Annotated in this window: 20 protein-coding genes and 5 pseudogenes; 5 read left to right on the top strand and 20 right to left on the bottom strand. The window is 42.4% G+C overall.

The window, feature by feature from the left end; all coding sequences use genetic code 11:
- Positions 1–17 precede the first annotated feature (17 nt).
- The 3 genes and pseudogenes from ARADI_RS18635 to ARADI_RS12620 all read right to left on the bottom strand — a co-directional run.
- Positions 18–1,028 (bottom strand): annotated as a pseudogene (locus ARADI_RS18635) (DNA-methyltransferase); the annotation flags it as partial.
- Between the two features lie 111 nt (positions 1,029–1,139).
- A pseudogene (locus ARADI_RS12625) lies at positions 1,140–1,385 on the bottom strand (RusA family crossover junction endodeoxyribonuclease); the annotation flags it as partial.
- A gap of 193 nt (positions 1,386–1,578) precedes the next feature.
- Positions 1,579–2,019 (bottom strand): phage N-6-adenine-methyltransferase, encoded by a 441-nt coding sequence (locus ARADI_RS12620; RefSeq protein WP_119712272.1) that lies wholly within the window; start codon positions 2,017–2,019, stop codon positions 1,579–1,581.
- Between the two features lie 268 nt (positions 2,020–2,287).
- On the opposite strand from ARADI_RS12620, the gene ARADI_RS18630 reads away from it, so the two are divergent.
- The 3 genes and pseudogenes from ARADI_RS18630 (at position 2,288) to ARADI_RS18620 (ending at position 3,376) form a co-directional block, all read left to right on the top strand.
- Positions 2,288–2,662 (top strand): transposase, encoded by a 375-nt coding sequence (locus ARADI_RS18630; RefSeq protein WP_238149469.1) that lies wholly within the window; start codon positions 2,288–2,290, stop codon positions 2,660–2,662.
- 8 nt (positions 2,663–2,670) lie between these two features.
- Positions 2,671–2,880: a transposase gene (locus ARADI_RS18625; protein WP_238149473.1), complete on the top strand. Its 210-nt coding sequence runs from the start codon at positions 2,671–2,673 to the stop codon at positions 2,878–2,880.
- Positions 2,813–3,376 (top strand): annotated as a pseudogene (locus ARADI_RS18620) (transposase). The gene ARADI_RS18625 and the pseudogene ARADI_RS18620 overlap by 68 nt, the downstream one beginning before the upstream one ends.
- Before the next feature lie 360 nt (positions 3,377–3,736).
- Here ARADI_RS18620 and ARADI_RS21815 read toward each other — a convergent pair.
- From ARADI_RS21815 to ARADI_RS12565, 14 genes and pseudogenes are all read right to left on the bottom strand, one after another.
- A complete protein-coding gene (locus ARADI_RS21815) occupies positions 3,737–3,973 on the bottom strand; it encodes a P-loop NTPase family protein (RefSeq protein WP_439647115.1) in 237 nt (78 codons plus the stop codon).
- A gap of 72 nt (positions 3,974–4,045) precedes the next feature.
- On the bottom strand, positions 4,046–4,210 hold the full coding sequence (locus tag ARADI_RS21810) for a hypothetical protein (protein ID WP_439647114.1): 165 nt from the start codon (positions 4,208–4,210) through the stop codon (positions 4,046–4,048).
- 148 nt (positions 4,211–4,358) lie between these two features.
- A complete protein-coding gene (locus ARADI_RS21805; protein WP_439647113.1) occupies positions 4,359–4,589 on the bottom strand; it encodes a hypothetical protein in 231 nt (76 codons plus the stop codon).
- Positions 4,590–4,602: 13 nt separating this feature from the next.
- Positions 4,603–5,526 (bottom strand): replication protein, encoded by a 924-nt coding sequence (locus ARADI_RS12605; protein WP_119712271.1) that lies wholly within the window; start codon positions 5,524–5,526, stop codon positions 4,603–4,605.
- 344 nt (positions 5,527–5,870) lie between these two features.
- Complete coding sequence (locus ARADI_RS12600; RefSeq protein WP_147392413.1) at positions 5,871–6,344, bottom strand: hypothetical protein; 474 nt, start codon at positions 6,342–6,344, stop codon at positions 5,871–5,873.
- A 255-nt stretch (positions 6,345–6,599) separates the two neighbouring features.
- Positions 6,600–6,791 carry a hypothetical protein gene (locus ARADI_RS18615; protein WP_238149448.1) on the bottom strand — a complete coding sequence of 64 codons (192 nt, stop codon included), beginning with the start codon at positions 6,789–6,791 and terminating at the stop codon, positions 6,600–6,602.
- 135 nt (positions 6,792–6,926) lie between these two features.
- Positions 6,927–7,151 carry a hypothetical protein gene (locus ARADI_RS18610; RefSeq protein ID WP_238149447.1) on the bottom strand — a complete coding sequence of 75 codons (225 nt, stop codon included), beginning with the start codon at positions 7,149–7,151 and terminating at the stop codon, positions 6,927–6,929.
- A 54-nt stretch (positions 7,152–7,205) separates the two neighbouring features.
- Positions 7,206–7,730 carry a beta clamp domain-containing protein gene (locus ARADI_RS12590; RefSeq protein WP_119712269.1) on the bottom strand — a complete coding sequence of 175 codons (525 nt, stop codon included), beginning with the start codon at positions 7,728–7,730 and terminating at the stop codon, positions 7,206–7,208.
- 34 nt (positions 7,731–7,764) lie between these two features.
- On the bottom strand, positions 7,765–7,914 hold the full coding sequence (locus ARADI_RS18605; protein ID WP_238149446.1) for a hypothetical protein: 150 nt from the start codon (positions 7,912–7,914) through the stop codon (positions 7,765–7,767).
- A 146-nt stretch (positions 7,915–8,060) separates the two neighbouring features.
- Complete coding sequence (locus ARADI_RS18600) at positions 8,061–8,357, bottom strand: hypothetical protein (RefSeq protein WP_238149445.1); 297 nt, start codon at positions 8,355–8,357, stop codon at positions 8,061–8,063.
- 214 nt (positions 8,358–8,571) lie between these two features.
- Entirely contained in the window at positions 8,572–9,360 is a 789-nt protein-coding gene (locus tag ARADI_RS18595) for a YqaJ viral recombinase family protein (protein ID WP_238149444.1), read from the bottom strand.
- Positions 9,302–9,490, bottom strand: coding sequence for a hypothetical protein (locus ARADI_RS18590; RefSeq protein WP_238149443.1), 189 nt, complete (start codon positions 9,488–9,490; stop codon positions 9,302–9,304). The genes ARADI_RS18595 and ARADI_RS18590 overlap by 59 nt, the downstream gene beginning before the upstream one ends.
- Positions 9,490–9,777, bottom strand: coding sequence for a hypothetical protein (locus tag ARADI_RS12570; RefSeq protein ID WP_119712268.1), 288 nt, complete (start codon positions 9,775–9,777; stop codon positions 9,490–9,492). Before ARADI_RS12570 ends, ARADI_RS18590 begins: the two co-directional genes overlap by 1 nt.
- 584 nt (positions 9,778–10,361) lie before the next feature.
- Positions 10,362–10,635 (bottom strand): annotated as a pseudogene (locus tag ARADI_RS12565) (Cox family DNA-binding protein).
- Positions 10,636–10,754: 119 nt separating this feature from the next.
- Here ARADI_RS12565 and ARADI_RS12560 point away from each other — a divergent pair.
- Together ARADI_RS12560 and ARADI_RS12555 are read left to right on the top strand one after the other, a co-directional pair.
- Positions 10,755–11,090: a helix-turn-helix domain-containing protein gene (locus ARADI_RS12560; protein WP_182853246.1), complete on the top strand. Its 336-nt coding sequence runs from the start codon at positions 10,755–10,757 to the stop codon at positions 11,088–11,090.
- Positions 11,091–11,323: 233 nt separating this feature from the next.
- A complete protein-coding gene (locus ARADI_RS12555; protein WP_182853245.1) occupies positions 11,324–11,476 on the top strand; it encodes a hypothetical protein in 153 nt (50 codons plus the stop codon).
- Positions 11,477–11,519: 43 nt separating this feature from the next.
- Here the strand turns inward: ARADI_RS12555 and ARADI_RS12550 are convergent.
- From ARADI_RS12550 to ARADI_RS21795, 3 genes and pseudogenes are all read right to left on the bottom strand, one after another.
- Positions 11,520–12,473 (bottom strand): annotated as a pseudogene (locus ARADI_RS12550) (Rpn family recombination-promoting nuclease/putative transposase).
- Between the two features lie 340 nt (positions 12,474–12,813).
- The gene (locus tag ARADI_RS21800) at positions 12,814–12,939 is read right to left on the bottom strand and encodes a hypothetical protein (protein WP_439647112.1); all 126 of its coding nucleotides are present in this window, start codon (positions 12,937–12,939) and stop codon (positions 12,814–12,816) included.
- Positions 12,939–13,133, bottom strand: coding sequence for a site-specific integrase (locus tag ARADI_RS21795; protein ID WP_119712264.1), 195 nt, complete (start codon positions 13,131–13,133; stop codon positions 12,939–12,941). The genes ARADI_RS21800 and ARADI_RS21795 overlap by 1 nt, the downstream gene beginning before the upstream one ends.
- Positions 13,134–13,171: the final 38 nt, after the last annotated feature.

Raw genomic sequence — 13,171 nt, 5'->3', positions numbered from 1 at the left:
TTATTGATTTGAGGAATAAGATTTCCTATTTCTTTTTTAGTCTGCAAAAATCTATCTATTTCTAACTCCACGCCGATAGCTTGCCGACCTAATTGAATTGCGGCTTTCACCGTTAAGCCTGATCCCATAAAGAAATCCACTACGGTATGTCCCGACTTACTACTGGCGTTAATAATATGCTCAAGCAAGGCTGCTGGTTTTTCACAAGGATGTTTACCGCTGGATAGTATAGTACGGGCGGAAAGTTCCACACATCGGTATACGGCACGTCTTTGGTGACAGAAAAAGGTCGGCGCAAGTTTTCATATTGTCGCTTAAGTTCGGCATAGCTTTTCATCAGTTCACCGTAATCACGCTGAAGTTCGTCGTGCTTCAAACTCAGTTGATGGTGATTATTGACGAGAGACGACGCTAATTTTTTCTCAGCTGCTTTTTGCGAAAAGAATTGTTGCAAACGTTCATACTGTATTTCGTTCGGTAGCTGCCACTGAGAATACGACAACCAATACCGATGCATGTAGCTTCCCATATACTTTTCTATTTCTTTGTTTGTGATATTGAGTTGATTTTTTGCGGTGATGAAATAGTCAATCAGTGGAGAAAACACTCCGCCTTTTAACTCAGCACATTTCAATGCATAGCCAGCGTCATTTTTTGCTGTACCCTCTGCCTCGTACTGCTCGGCAAACAATATTCGCTCGGTGCTGGGGAAAAATAAACGAAGCGTATCCTTCTTCTGTCGCCGCCACCGGCCAAACGGTTTAGCCCAAATAATGTGATTTAACACCCTCATGTGATTTTTTAGCATAATTTCGGTATCAGCGGCCAATGCCTCACTACAAAACAGATAGAGACTGCCGTTTGGCTTTAATATCCGCTGGAATTCAACAAGGTAATCATTTAGCCACGCTAGATATTGCTCGGTTGTTTTTCACTGTCTGTCCCATGTACAGGATTTAACACGATAGTATGGCGGATCAGTCACAAAGATCGATGGAATTATCTGACAGTGTTTTGATATATGGCAACTAGTCTCCGTTAACCAATATTGGTTGGTTTGAAAAAGTCATCGTTGTTACCTTAGATTTTAAATGTGATTGACCTTGTTGGTGTATTGATGGTTTTTTAGTCAGCGAAGGTTAACAATATTCATCAATAATGACGACACACTTGCCGCCTTTTACACCACCGTTGTTATCCATCTTCTCAATGGTCATCATGCGAACTTGGCTATCATCGTGCCAAATATCCGCCCCAGTTAAAGAATCGAGTACACCTTTGGAATAATTGTCTACATCACACTTTATCTTGTTGGGTAGATAGAGTTGCATCGATACAGAGACCTCACCTTCAAATTTTTGGCAGCCGGATTCTGGCGCATTTCGTTGACAATTTTTGCGGTTGTTGCTTTAAATTCTTTTGCTTTATCACTGAGGTAAGTTCTTTTTGAGTTATGTCGCCAATAAGTATTAACGCTGGGCGGGAATGGGAGTTCGATTATCACGATTCACACCTTTTTTTAATAATTTTTTTTCTTTGACCATACGTCATCCTGCATGCAGGTATTCGCCACGATCGCTAAATAAACAACACACTGCCCTTACTGTTGCCGGCCTTTCCTTCCTTGCCTGTTTCGGTAGAAACAAATAAGAGTCGTCCTTCAGTGATGAAACGCACTTCATCAGATGTTTTTAACGCTTCATGAAACCATGCTGTAGAGGTATCAGAAGGCAATAACATCACAATCGTTTTTTTCTGTTTGCGGTACTGTTTGGCTGCTTTTTTTACCCAAGGCATCATCTTGCTGCTGTATGGAGGATTGCAGAAGATGGCCCCTTCAATATTCCAGTCACATGTTAGTGCGTCTTGCTGTTCAGTTAAAAAATCTTTGCATAGCGTGTTATTTTCATCAGCAGTGGCATCTAATTTGAAATTAAATTCAACATCGAGTGCTTGAAATACTTCAATAGGCGTTTGCCATCGATCTTTGAATGGCTTCGGTGTTTTGCTGATAATCATAGGTTTTAAACCAGGGTAGGTTTTTGTATAACGGAGAATGCCAGACTTTGTTAATCATGAGAGAGTGTAAAAATATCTGTGTAAATGGCATTTTGAGGAAAACCTTCAAAGGACAACAAAATGCCTATCAGCAACGAACTTATTGACCAACTGCTTCAAGATTGTCATTCCCCTTAGGATCTGCTGGGTGAATCAGGCCTACTCAAGGTACTGATTAAAAGACTGGTGTAACAGGTTCTTGAAGCTGAGATGGAGATGCACCTTGGGTATGCCAAGCATGACCCGGCAAGGTAATAATTCAGGCAACTCCCGCAATGGCAAGACATCCAAGAGCGTACGTAGCCAAAATAGGGAGATCGAGCTCGATATTCCGCGCGACCGCAACAGTACCTTTGAGCCGACACTGATCGGTAAGAACGAAAAACAGCTTAACGGCTTCGATGACCGCATTATTTCTATATATTCTAGAGGGTTATCAACCCGTTATATTCAGGCACACTTTAAAGAAGTATACGGGGTAGATGTTTCCGCTAGCTTCATTTCTCAAGTCACCAATGCCGTGATGGATGAAGTTAAGCGCTGGCAGCAACGGCCGCTGGATGCGCTTTATCCCATTGTTTACCTTGACTGTATTGTTGTTTAAAAGCCAGGATGGTGGAGCCGTGGCCAATAAGTCTGTTTACCTGGCCCTCCGCGTCAACAGCCAGGGCGAAAAAGAGCTGCTGGGGCTATGGGATAGCCAAAACCGAGGGGGCCAGGTTCTGGTTATCTGTGATGACAAAACTGAAAAATAGTGGGCTTGGGGCTTGGGCTACAGGACATCGTCATCGCCCGCTGCGATGGCCTGAAAGGCTTTCCTGATGCCATTGAAGCTGTTTACCCGCATACGCGGGTACAGCTCTGCATCGGTGCATCAGGTGCGGAACTCGCTGCGCTACGTAGGCTGGAAAGAGGGTAAAGCCGTTGCTGCTGACCTCCCGCACCATCACCATCTTATAGTTCCGCAACGCTAGAGGGCGCTGAAGAGACCCTGGATGCCTTCGCCGCCAAATGGGATAAACAGTTCCCGACGATCAGCCTGTTGTGGAGAAGTAATTGGGAACGTCTCATCGTCATTTTTGACTTTCCGCCGGAGATCCGCAAGGTTATCTATACCACCAATGCGATAGAGTCGTTAAATGCTTCATTGCGCAAGATAACGAAAACGCGACGAATATTTCCAACGGATGACTCAGTGCTAAAATTACTCTATCTAGCCTTGCATAATATCTCGGCTAAATGGACCTTGCCAATCAGAGACTGGAAACCGGCTATGAGCCAATTCATGTTGATGTATGGAGAACGAATCTCCGGTTAAGCGATGGAGCCATTTACACAAAATTCATTACAGACTCAATCATGCAGCGTGGCGTGGGTTTATTGTTACAGCTTTCTTCAAGTTTCACCGAAACATCCCACAGTTTTTTATCGGTATTCATTGTTTTCTCAACATGATACCCCTTTTCTCTGTATTACTTCACAAGTCTATTAGCCTCTCTCGTGCTAATGGCCTCGTATCGAAACCAGCTTTTTCGTAAATATGTCATTTGGTACTAACCTTGAAAATTTAATAAATGCTATCTGTACGCCACTGTGAGCGCTGTTAGTAGTGAATTGGTGGAATTGATTTGGTGATTGAAAACGCCGTATAGAGCGTTTTAAGCCGTTTAAAAGCTACTTATGCAGCCATCCGTGAACGGTAACTACTCCACGTGAACGTCAAAGTACAACCTCCGCCGTCGTTCATCTGGTCAATCACACGCTCTCCGATAAATCCAGTCAGTTTGTTCAAGGCCAGATTGCTGATCATTATCGTCGGCTTCATACTCTCGTCGCGCGTGTTGATGACCTCGAATAAAATCAGCTTTTCCGCGTCGCTATCGAACTGAACCCCCACCTCGTCAATGATGAGCAAGTCAGGCTGCGTATAGCGCTTAATAACTTCAGCTTCTGAACATTCTGCATTTTTGCTCCAGGTCGATTTAAACTAACGGGCAATGCGCAAAACGGTCGTGAATAGCGCTGAGTTTTGGTGTTCGTTGATAACATGCTTAGCAATCGACAGGGCAAGGTGATTCTTGCCGGTTTCTGGCTTGCCACACATCCCCAAACCGCCACCCTGCTTAAGGCGTTCAGGCCAATGGGTGGGCATAGGCATTGCAAAATTTTAAGCAACGGGCCGCATCTGGGTTCACTGCCTCGTAGTTATCCAGGGTGACATTAGTAAAGCGCTCTGGCAGATTCAGGTTATCCATGAGAATTTTAATTTTGCTGCGCTTGCGCTGTTTTTCATGCTCTGCTTAGGCTTGCTGCAACTGAGATAATTTTTCGCTCAGGCAAGCAGGGCATTCGGTTTTTGTCTCAATCCCTTTGCCGTGAAGCGCCATCCTACGGCAACGTTGTTTGAATACGCCGTGCCTGTCACAGATGGCCTCTCTTTCCTCGTAAACCGTGTGTTCCAGTGGCTTAGGGGGCGCATTCAGGTCTGCCAGTTTTTGACGTACGGTAATAATTTCTGTGCTGTAGTTCATAGACCCTCCTTCGTTAGACACTCCCTCGCCCAATCAGGTAGCCGCTGTTCCCCATAGTCCTTGTCAGCAAAGCTATCTGCGACAGAGTGGGATTTCGTCTGTTGAGTTCTTCTTGGTTGATTAGGCTCGAAGAGTCCTTGCCCCAACCGTTGGCGATACTAGCGTTAATAATTTCTTCTGGCTGATGCCCATTGTCTTGGCACTTGCCTAGCAGCTTGATAGCTTGAATCACCGTCTGCTGGGATTTAATCGGCTTGTTGATTTCCTTGCGGTACTGCACCCAGGAATCCCAGGTTGATTTGAGTAGCCAAGCGGGAAGGTCTACCGAGCTTGGGTCAAATGATTTTGATTTTGCCAAAGAAGGGGTTTGGGGTAGTTTATGTTTTAAAATATTTCTTTCCTGTCTTTCCTTTCTTTTATGTTTAGCTGATTCGGCTAAACTCTCATTAGCTGATTTAGTTAAACTTATATTAGCCGTTTTAGCTAATGTGTAGCTGTTTTGGCAACCATTAGCCAATTCAGTAATGGTTAGCTGATTTGGCTCATTTTTATTAGCTGTTTCGGCTAATGTTTCATTATGATTAGCTATTTTGGCTAAACCTTGCTGATTTGGCTTAATTTTATTAGCTGGTTCAGCTAAACTTTTATTGAAACTCCACTCATGATGGTTTTGATTTATGGATACTTCATTATTGTGTTTAAATATCATATTCATGTTTTTAAGTTCTTTCCTAACTTTACTGACATGCGTATGATGGATCGCCGTCATTTTCCCTATCCGTGTATTTTCAATGTGTGAACACTGTTTATTCCAACCTATAGTCAGTCGGTGAATGGCGTCAAATACTTTATATTGCCGAAATGTAAGGGGCGCACGTAGTAATGCTTCTTTTAACTCATTATCCCACTTAGTAAATCCAATATCGCTTCCAGTCATGAGAAACGCCTGTGCCTCATCTTTTGATTTAAAATAGGATAGGTAACGTTAGTCATGACAAGGCTCCTGTAAATTCTCTTCTTTAAATAAATAGGTGCTTGATAAGCTGTTTCTCAATTCCTATTTGTCGATTTCATGCAAAATGACATCAATGTTTTTGCACAGATAATCCAGAATTTCAGGGAGCCACGGAATAGGCTTAAATTCAGCTTCTCCAGCCTCAAGATACTGATAGATATTATGCTGCCACGTCTCTTGCTCTAATAAGCTTGCTGTAGCTTTCTGAGCTAATTTCTAGCTTTATTTTTCCTGCCGAGCCACCGGAGGTATCAACAATTCTCATGTTAATTTTCCCCCATGCCAGTACGTACAGGTTGACGACCGGCCCAGATTAGGCAGTTATCTTTGAACATGCAATTGAAGGTGCGGCGATCTTGGCGTGTAAACGACACTTTGCGGTAAGGGGTAGTGGAGTATTCTCGGATAATCCAGTAGGTACCAATAAACTCAGGGCGAGTTTGGGTAGTAGCAACTATAGTGATGGCCTCTTGTTGAAGTTTTTCAAACCTCGTTCCACGCTTGCAGGCATGGTGGCGAGACGTAACAGGGATGCAAGACCAGTCAACAAGAAATCCGGCGAGCCTTTCAGCTTTCCCGCTACGTCCCACCATTATAGGGGCGTAGCGCTGATTTCGGACGTAAAAAACCGAATTAAAGCGGGCTATTATGTCCGCTTGTTGACTCAGGCTTTCAGGCCCGACACTCATTTTATTAACGGTGCTGGATACAATATAGCGCATGTTTTGCTCTTTCGTCAATACGTACATGGGTTTATGCCGCAATTCCGTTCATCATGACGCTTAAGAGCTTAGGAAAACAGGCTATCGTAGAAGTGTGGCTAGGTCTGGCGCGGGTTATTCGGATCGGTCAGGTTCTTGCCAAACTGTAAGCCTTATCAGTTAGTGACCAGAACAGCTTCTCTTTATCAGGATGCTTACTGCTAGGACGTGATTTACGTTCAGCAAGTCCCAGTAGTTGCAGCCGCCGGATAACCAGATTGGGCCGTATAGGGCTTACCGTGCAGCAGTAAAAGCTCTATGAACGAATGATGTGACTTCACTTGATCCGGTTACACTGCCCTCTGGCACGTCTACGGCGTAGGTTGGCAGAATATCTGGCATACCAAGGGAAGATTGCAACTTTTTCATTGTACCCAACATGGCAGAAGGTGCTATACATAGCTCCTGCTTGTAAAAAGCGAGCATTGCCAATCCAGCTTGAACTTTTTCTACCAGTACGCCGCCGCCGCTTTTTACTGAATTACGAAATTGCTCAAATACTTGAACTTTAAAGGTGGGTTCAATCCATGCAGCATAGCGAATAGCAACAAGTTCATTTGCTCAAGTACTTGATTCTAGGCCACCTTTAATGACGTTAACCGAAGCCCTTTTTTGGGCTTCGGTTAACGATTGTACAAATGCGGCAATACCATCAGAACGCATAAATTTTGAAGGACGCTGAGAATCTGTCGCTTTACCTTGCGCAGCGGCGGCACGGTGTAAATCATTTAAACAGTAATGCCCGAGACGGACGACGGTATTTTCGATCATAATTAACTTGGTCATAACAATCTCTTCACTGTTAAATGAATTCGGCTGAAAGCCATTGATGAGTAACGTTTAAATCCGTGTTGGCATAACAATAACGGATGTGTTTTTGTTTAACTTGATAATTACGACACTGTCATTACCGTTAGGTTTAATTTTTATTAATTTATATTTCGGGTTATAAATTTTTGCGACTTTCTCTATATCTGCAAGATAGCTGGCATTGAAGCCAATTTCTGAAACGGGCTTGTTTTCCTTGGGCATTATTCGGCTAATATCAGGGTATTTCCCGTTAATAACCTCACAAGTTGCTACACCAACCCTGATACCGAAACAATCAAGATAAGTGACCATACCCAATTCGGTGTCTATTTTTGCCTTATCAAATTTGACGAACTTAGGCCCTTTGATACCAACGATAACGTTTTCTTTCAGATCTTCGGACTCATGCTCACCGAGAAAAGCACGATGACCGTCAGTCGAATAAAGTTTTTTCTTGGGAGCAAAACAAATGCCGTTTAGATAATATCTTTCATCACATTTAGCCTGAAAAATCATCGCACTAAGAAGCGCCTGTTTACTAACAGTTAGAATCATTTTTATCCCCGATAAGATACTTGAACTTTATGATTTATTCACTAAAAAACACATTATCACTGGGATATTCTGATTGATACTGCTGATAACCTCTTTCTACCGGCTTCCTTTCGTCTTTATCCTGTAGCGTGGCGAGCTTCTTATCGATTGTTTGAGCGGGGTAGCCGCCCATTAATCTGTTCATCTAATGTTTGTCGTGTTTGAGCGATGAAGGGTAAGATAGTATAAAAGCTATAAGTATCCTGTCCGTTCGCTTTTGTCTTTAGTGTTTTTTACAGTACTAGCCCAACGCGCTTATTGGTAAGCTCTGGTGCTATATGGGTGTGCGCGTTAATCATCTTGGTTGGTTAGTTGCTGAACGCCAGCGCAGCCCATGATGGCATGAATCATATTGACACCGTGCTTATTGGGCGTTTTATCTTTTTTCTTCGTGTATGCATTAAGATAATTTGCTTTCTTGCCATCATCTGATTCAACCGAAAATTCAATTGATTCAGCACCGCCGCTACTGGTCATATATTTTGCTTCGAGAATCGTGACAATATAAGTGCCAAATTCATTGATGAATGCACTTTGACCGGCGGCTAATGTAGCTTCTTGGCTATACGTAAAGGTGATATTGTTCAAGAGTTGTCTCCTTAAGAAGCAATGATCTGTTCTATTTTATTTTTGGTGAATTTGATAACATCAAGAAACTGAGCGCGTCGAATTCTAAGTTGATTAATATCTTTCTCGTGATTTTTTCGATGCAGCCTATTTACAATTAACTGTCCACCCTCTGGGAAATCAGAACAGTAGCTGACAAAATCCACCCAATCACGACCTGTACAATCAAGGTGCCCTATGAGTTGCCATTTGTAAGCAGGGTCAAAAGATTCGCGTTCCAAAGTGGCATAATGCCCGGGGCGGTAACAGACTTAATTGCAATAACCCCGTCGTCTCTGACTAATCCATCAGGACTATCGCCATACTTACCGCAGTCAAAAAATCCTCCATTGGTTACATCAACAAGGTTTGTCTCTTCGTATAGCTTTCGGGCTATGGGTTCCTGCTCGCGCCCGCGTAGCATGTGCTCATTAGTGAAACTAACGTCTGATTTTTTCCCGTTGATAATTTTTAGCGCAATCTGTAACGCATATCGCCTTGCCGGTTCGCCGAAGGCTTTTCCCTGGTTGGCCATAAAACCGCTAAACTGTGATGCAGAAACCTTTCCTAAGCGCAACGTATCCCAGTCTCCCGTATTTTGCTGTACGTTATACCATTGCATTAGCGCACTCCTTCTTGAGGGTTCCTGGTCTTCCAGCGACATCTCAACATGAGCTAATACTTTTTCTAGCGAGCCAGTATTAAGATAACTTTGCTTGGCTCTTTCCCATGATTCTACTTTGCTTGGCGTTAATATTTTTTTCTGGGTAATGGCAGGATAAATTCTTAATTCATCGACAAATTCCTGTCTATTTTTTACGCGCTCAACGCAAATCATGACTTTTACATTTTGCCAATCTTCAAGAAACGGCGACCCCGTTATTTGTCTAACCATCTTGCTATTGGTTGCATTGAGAATCATCGGCTTAACTGTCTTCGCCGGGTCTAATTTCTTTCTCTTCAAAATAAGCTGTGTTAAAAACATCTTTTGTTCTTCTGGTTTTATCCGGTTCAAATAAAACATGAGAGATAGTTAACACTGTCGGCTCAACAATATCAGCGCTGCTCAAATAAGGAGAATCGAGCGCCTTTCTATAGTGTGTTTTTTCTGTCATTAAGCTGGAACCTCGTAGTAAGCATCACGACATTGCATCAGATATAAAATTTGTTCAACTTTCTGGGTAACATCGTATAAGACTTCATCGAATCCGTCGGTAGTTTCCAGTGCGAGTAACCATGCTTCGTATTCATCGCTTTTATCTGTATCGGAGAGTTTTTGCGTAAGATAGGCATTGGTTAAACTTTCGTATAAATACTCCCCACCCGGCTGACAGAACCCTTCTTCTTCGACCGTTAATTTTTTCAGTGCCCAAAGCATTTCATTTTCAGTTTGAATGTCCATGCGGTTTCCTTCTTCGGCGATAGCGATTCTTGACCGTATAGAGATACGCCTTCGTTAAGCAGCGGTTATCAATGCTGTCAGTAGGGTATCTGTCCAATTTATTTTTGAATGTAGCAAGAAGGTTGATGAGGTGATTTTCTTGTAAGTTATCTTCGGGCCATGCACTATCAATGATTTCTTCAGTTGGGCGTGTTTTTATCAAGCTTAATCTTATTGTGCGTATTCGACATTGGTCTTGATAATGCATTTGCTGCCGCTCACGGCAACGTTGACAAGCATTCATTGACAAATGTCTCCTTTATAAGAAGATTTATGCTAAGCACGAAACGTACTTACTACAAATACACCTATTGGTTATTCAGTGTTTGTGTACACCTGTATCGGCATACTCCGTTCGGAAAGTCCCTACGTAAAGTAGGCTCAACTCCGCTTCACATAAACTTCATGCTTAGCTATCAGCAAATTACAGGCGCAATTTCCCTGCCATCCGTTTCACAGATTTTTTTGCTGATACCGTATTGTTAAAGAGCAGTTCACCGCACTAAACGCTGGCTATGGACTTTTGTTCAAATTTCTTGCTTGGTTCACAATCCAAGCCACTTAAGCCCAAGCATCACGTTCTTCTGCGGGACGGTTGTAATAAGCTTCAAGGACTCTGTGATTAAATTCTGAGATGACTACCCAGCGTTCACCAACACGCGCCGCAGCTACTTCAGGATCGGTTAACTCAACAACAGGTAGTTTGTTGTTAATTATCATCTTCCTGACAGCGGTTTCTGGCTTTCCGAGTAGCTCGGAAAACTTTTCAACGCTGACTGCGTCAAGCGGATATTTAACCTCGTAGTCATTCTTAATCATCCGATCCTCATATCCTTCAAAGTGCTTCTAGGTACTGCTAAGTCGCTTTAAGTCACTTAAAGAAGAAAGTCTGGTATTTTTCTTAATAGTGGCATTTGTTGAAAATTATCCAGTTTTACGTGGATTTTTCTTCATTTATGGAGGGTTTACTTGGTTTGCAAGACAGCCCTGACTTTGTAGTCACTTATGGGCGACTTAATATAGAGGATAGACTTCTAATGAAGACTTTGTTAATAGATCACGGTAAAAAACTTAAAGCAGTAAGACTAAGTGAAGGTATGACACAAATTGAATTTTCTCATGTACTTGGCATTGGATTAGGGACAATCAAAAATTATGGGGCAGGCATAAGAGGTGTAGGTTTGGTTATTTTAGATAGAGTAACGAATCATCCAAAATTTAGTAAATATACGCTATGGCTAATGACTAACTCTACGGCTCCAGAATACGGCTAAATTGCGCCGGATCTTCTAGACATTGAAGCTGATAAAATTAAAGAAGATGGTAGATTATCAAGAAAAACAGAAGAGGTCATTGAGCAGATATCATCACAAAAACCAAATATGCAACTTATTATTAGTTGTATAGAAAATCTTGATGATAATGAGTTACAGCAGCTAGCCAAACTACTCTCTAGAAGACGAACTATGCTTTTGCTTGAATTATTAGATTTAGATAATCAATCATTTTGAATTTACCAGAAAATAAAAAGCGGGCAGCCCTGCTGCGTTTAGAATCTATGGGCGAGGAGCAGTTCAGAGAGATTTTATCCAAAATTGAAGCAAATACAGACTTACCTCAAGAAGAGATAAATGTATTTACAAAAAAAACAGCAGGTTAAGATATCCTCATCTTTAGGTAATTATTTGGAGGTGGGGAATATTTCAAACTAATAGTGTATTTAGTTCATCATCGGTTAGACCGGTAGATGTTTTTATAATTTGCCGATCAACACCATTAGCAAATAATTGCCTTGCTAGTTGGCGTGTCACTTCTTGACGGCCTTTTTCTAAGCTCTGCTGCAATCCCTCATTAACCCCATCCTGTCGGCTTAGCGGTAGCCTTTCTGTTTGCCTAGTTGGATACCTCTGGCCTCACCTTTAGCCTCAAGCTGTTCTGCTATCGTCATAAAATCCTCCCGGTAAGTCGGTGCTTTTCCGCAAGGTTACGTATGAATCCCTCGCCATCAATTATATTCCCTGCTTTAGCTATATAATATAATAAACTCTTGCATTGTTCTTTGGAATAATGCCATTTTTCTATTAGAGTAGCTAACTCTACGGCAAGTTCCAACATATCGCGGGTTCGGATGTGCTTTTGTACGAGTTGCAGAAGTGCTACTCGGCGATGTGTCAGGATCTCCTCATCCGGTATCGTGGTAATATCAACCAGCGGGAATGCTTGCCTGTAGACTGATTCTGCCAGTTCTGGGTCAGCAAAGCAATCGAGCCATTGGGTAGTGTACGGATAGGGTGATGTGGTGCCGTGATAGAACAGCAACGGGATCACTACCGGCAAGGTGACGCGCCGCTGCATGGCTGCTATACTGTACCGTAGAAGCCTGAATGCCATTAACTTTTCAGGGCGGCTCTGGTGCTCGACTACTGTGTGTATATAACCTTTCCCCGAATTCGTCTGTACAGAGTAGAGCATATCTGAATACTGGGTGCGTAAATCGTCTTCAATAAAGCTGCCTGACTCCATCGTCAGAGTACTGAAATCGCAACGCTCCCGAAGATAAGGTGGAAGATGCACTTCTAAAAATCCCTTGCTACAGCGATATAACCAAGGAACTTTTTGAAAAGGGCATCATGTTGGGATAGTGAAGGTTTTGTCATGAGCGTAGTATACCTAGCTAAGTTAATAAAATGCCATTAAAATAATAGCCCAACGCATAGCGACTCAAAAAACTACGTCGCTCCCGTTGGATGGATAACAGAAATTGATAAATTACAAGCTAAGTAATTTTCTTTCCCATAGTTCAATGATCTCACATTTTTCTTTTAGATAGTCGTATCGATCATAGTGTCGAACAGATACTATGGGCATTTTATGATTCTGCAATCTATCACGCATTTCAGCCCTGATCCCGATCTCACCCGCTAAAGTCTTAAATGTTCTGCGTATATCTCTGGGCGTAAATTTAGTGAACTTTTCCCGTAAACAAAACTTTCTTAATTACTTGGCGTATTCACTCGGTAGTAAATGTCCTTCCTGGGTATCCGAAGGAAATAAGAAGGCATTATTCGGATAACGCAGTTCCATCTCTGTCAAAACTTTAACGGCAGTAGGGCAAAGAGGCACTACATGATAATCCCCAGTTTTGATATATGAGGCGGAATTGTTAGCGTGGTATTGTTTTTATCCCAATTATCATACGTATTTGTCATCAGCTCCCAAGGCCGCTGCCCACCAGTAAAAATACAAAGCATTAACAGTTGCGCATAATCAGGATTTAATGGGCATGCTTCAGCAGGTATATTTATAGTTTCTAACAAAGTACGTAATTCGCTCGATGATATAAAGCGATCTAACG

This window comes from Arsenophonus endosymbiont of Aleurodicus floccissimus, from assembly GCF_900343025.1.
Classification (GTDB): Bacteria; Pseudomonadota; Gammaproteobacteria; order Enterobacterales; family Enterobacteriaceae; genus Arsenophonus.
This window is presented reverse-complemented; position numbering and strand designations above follow the sequence as displayed.

Excerpts from the sequence above, each read along its gene's own strand:
- ARADI_RS12620 (WP_119712272.1), bottom strand. The coding sequence starts at position 2,019 with ATGATTATCAGCAAAACACCGAAGCCATTCAAAGATCGATGGCAAACG.
- ARADI_RS18630 (WP_238149469.1), top strand. The coding sequence starts at position 2,288 with ATGCCAAGCATGACCCGGCAAGGTAATAATTCAGGCAACTCCCGCAAT.
- ARADI_RS18625 (WP_238149473.1), top strand. The coding sequence starts at position 2,671 with ATGGTGGAGCCGTGGCCAATAAGTCTGTTTACCTGGCCCTCCGCGTCA.
- ARADI_RS21810 (WP_439647114.1), bottom strand. The coding sequence starts at position 4,210 with ATGCCCACCCATTGGCCTGAACGCCTTAAGCAGGGTGGCGGTTTGGGG.
- ARADI_RS21805 (WP_439647113.1), bottom strand. The coding sequence starts at position 4,589 with ATGAACTACAGCACAGAAATTATTACCGTACGTCAAAAACTGGCAGAC.
- ARADI_RS12605 (WP_119712271.1), bottom strand. The coding sequence starts at position 5,526 with ATGACTGGAAGCGATATTGGATTTACTAAGTGGGATAATGAGTTAAAA.
- ARADI_RS18615 (WP_238149448.1), bottom strand. The coding sequence starts at position 6,791 with ATGCTCGCTTTTTACAAGCAGGAGCTATGTATAGCACCTTCTGCCATG.
- ARADI_RS18610 (WP_238149447.1), bottom strand. The coding sequence starts at position 7,151 with ATGACCAAGTTAATTATGATCGAAAATACCGTCGTCCGTCTCGGGCAT.
- ARADI_RS12590 (WP_119712269.1), bottom strand. The coding sequence starts at position 7,730 with ATGATTCTAACTGTTAGTAAACAGGCGCTTCTTAGTGCGATGATTTTT.
- ARADI_RS18605 (WP_238149446.1), bottom strand. The coding sequence starts at position 7,914 with ATGAACAGATTAATGGGCGGCTACCCCGCTCAAACAATCGATAAGAAG.
- ARADI_RS18595 (WP_238149444.1), bottom strand. The coding sequence starts at position 9,360 with ATGTTTTTAACACAGCTTATTTTGAAGAGAAAGAAATTAGACCCGGCG.
- ARADI_RS18590 (WP_238149443.1), bottom strand. The coding sequence starts at position 9,490 with ATGACAGAAAAAACACACTATAGAAAGGCGCTCGATTCTCCTTATTTG.
- ARADI_RS12570 (WP_119712268.1), bottom strand. The coding sequence starts at position 9,777 with ATGGACATTCAAACTGAAAATGAAATGCTTTGGGCACTGAAAAAATTA.